Source organism: Bacteroides sp. DH3716P, assembly GCF_025914115.1.
GTDB classification, from domain to species: domain Bacteria; phylum Bacteroidota; class Bacteroidia; order Bacteroidales; family Bacteroidaceae; genus Bacteroides; species Bacteroides ovatus.
The window spans coordinates 6,595,645-6,597,852 of sequence record NZ_CP083673.1 but is presented as its reverse complement, the minus strand read 5'-3'; the positions used below and the strand labels follow the sequence as shown (position 1 = coordinate 6,597,852).

Annotated in this window: 2 protein-coding genes; one reads left to right on the top strand and one right to left on the bottom strand. The window is 46.0% G+C overall.

Translation table 11 applies throughout. The annotated features are described in order from the left end of the window. On the top strand, positions 1 to 588 hold a 588-nt coding region (locus tag KQP79_RS25600), incomplete at its 5' end, for an OmpA family protein (RefSeq protein ID WP_264386595.1). 140 nt (positions 589 to 728) lie between these two features. Here the strand turns inward: KQP79_RS25600 and KQP79_RS25595 are convergent. Continuing rightward, complete coding sequence (locus tag KQP79_RS25595; RefSeq protein ID WP_005816273.1) at positions 729 to 1,991, bottom strand: ATP-binding protein; 1,263 nt, start codon at positions 1,989 to 1,991, stop codon at positions 729 to 731. Positions 1,992 to 2,208: the final 217 nt, after the last annotated feature.

Sequence of the window (2,208 nt, the reverse complement as noted above, 5' to 3'; positions counted from 1 at the left end):
TATCCTCGAAACGACTACAGCGGTCTCAACTCGCTGCGTGCAAGAATGAGAGACAAGTATGGTAATGGTCAAAAGACAAAGGTCATGGAGTCCGCCTCTTGTACAGAAGAATATGGCAATGCTGAAGGTGAGCCGGAAGACGATTACCTATCGCTCATCCACTCAGGAAAGGCTTGCATAGGTGCGCCCATCTATTTCTTCTTTGAACTTGGCACTGACAGGTTGCTCAACAGGTCACAGCTCGTCAATCTCGACGAAGTAGCACGCATCGCCAAGAAATATGGCTTGAAAGTTAAGGTCATCGGCGCTGCCGACAGTGCCACAGGCAGTGAAGCCATCAATGATAACCTCAGCCGTTCCCGTGCCAGATTCATTGCAGAGGAACTGATGAAACGTGGTATGGAAANTGCCACAGGCAGTGAAGCCATCAATGATAACCTCAGCCGTTCCCGTGCCAGATTCATTGCAGAGGAACTGATGAAACGTGGTATGGAAAATGGCACCATCTCTCAGATTTTCGATGGCGGCATTGACGATTACTCGCCCAATGAGGCGAACCGCCATACCAGAATCCTGCTGTATCTATAGCCAGACATACAGCTCCGAACAAGAGCACTAAAACTTTTTTTTCATTGATAAATTTTAGAAAGGGAGGGCTTGTCCGTGATGGATAGGCCCTCCCTTAATCATATATGTATTAACGCATATTCTATGCGCATATCTTTTTTTTATCCGTGTTTCTCAGTACTTGACCAGTCAAGCAGGAAGTCATATATACTCATTATCTGTATGCCGTTTTCGTCGCTCCACTGCTTGGTATGTTCTCCCACGATCAGCAGTTTGCGGAAAGAGTCATCTACAAGACGCAACGACCGTTTCTCCTGTTCCATCTTTTCTGCATCGGGCATACGCCACGCCGACTGGATGTAGATCCGCTCGCTCCCTTTGTTGCAGACAAAATCCACTTCCAATGTCACCCTCTGCTGCTTTCCTTCCGTATTCCTCACTCGATGATAGACGTTACCCACATCCACGAGCCATCCTCGCATACGCATCTCATTGTAGATGACGTTCTCCATGATATGTGTCGGCTCGCTCTGACGGAACGACAGAATAGCATTCCTCAGACCTACGTCCTGATAATAATACTTGGACAACGAACCTATGTATTTCCGTCCTTTGATGTCGAACCTTTCGGATTTTTCGATAAGGAAAGCATCCTGCATATATTCCAGATAAGCCGACACTGTCTTGTCGGTTATGCTCTGCACATTGCTTACGGACTTGAACGTATTGGCTATATTCAGTGCATTGACAGGTGCTCCTATACTGGATGCTACGGTCTTCGACAATTCTTCAAATTCAGGTCTCAGTTCTATGTTGTTCCGCTCGTAGATGTCACGTAGATATACCGTGCGATAAAGGCGACGCAGGAAATCAGCCTTCTTCTCATCCCCAACCTGTGTAAGTAGTTGCGGCAAACCTCCGTACAGTCTGTATTCAGCCCAACCGTCTTCTTTCGAACCATCATACACCGTCATGAACTCCTTGAAGGATAGTGGCCACACATGTATCTCGTCACCTCTGCCTCGGAATTCCGTCACCAGGTCAGAGGACAGGAAACGCGAGTTGGAGCCTGTGACATACACATCCGCCCCTTCGGTAACTGACAAGGAAGAGAGCACCTCTACAAAGTCTTCCACCTCCTGCACCTCGTCGATGATGATATAATAAGTCTCATAGTCAATCATCATCTTTTCCACCCAGTCCAACAGGTAGTCCGGGTTCTTGAACTCTCTGTTCTTCCTACTCTCCATGTCGATGACGAGAATATGGTCTTCTCTCACGCCCTCATCCAATAGATGCTGATGAAAGAGTTTCTTCAGAAGGAACGACTTGCCTGAACGTCGCAATCCTGTGATTATCTTTATGAGCCCGTTGTTCTTTGAACGGCTCAACTGTTCTATGTATCTATATCTGTTTACTATCATATTTTACGAAAAACTGTCACTTGTGACACTTTTTCGGAGGCAAAGTTATATATTTTATCCTAAATCAAAGAAAGAAATAAAGAAAAATGCACTAAAAATCAATGATTTTCCTGTTTTGTAGTGTCTATTCCACTTGCCGATGCCCATTTTTCTTTGCAAAGTTACTGCCCGGGCGAATGGTCAAGTACCGCCATGCTAACAGGCAGAGGACTGAACG

Excerpts from the sequence above, each read along its gene's own strand:
- KQP79_RS25595 (WP_005816273.1), bottom strand. The coding sequence starts at position 1,991 with ATGATAGTAAACAGATATAGATACATAGAACAGTTGAGCCGTTCAAAG.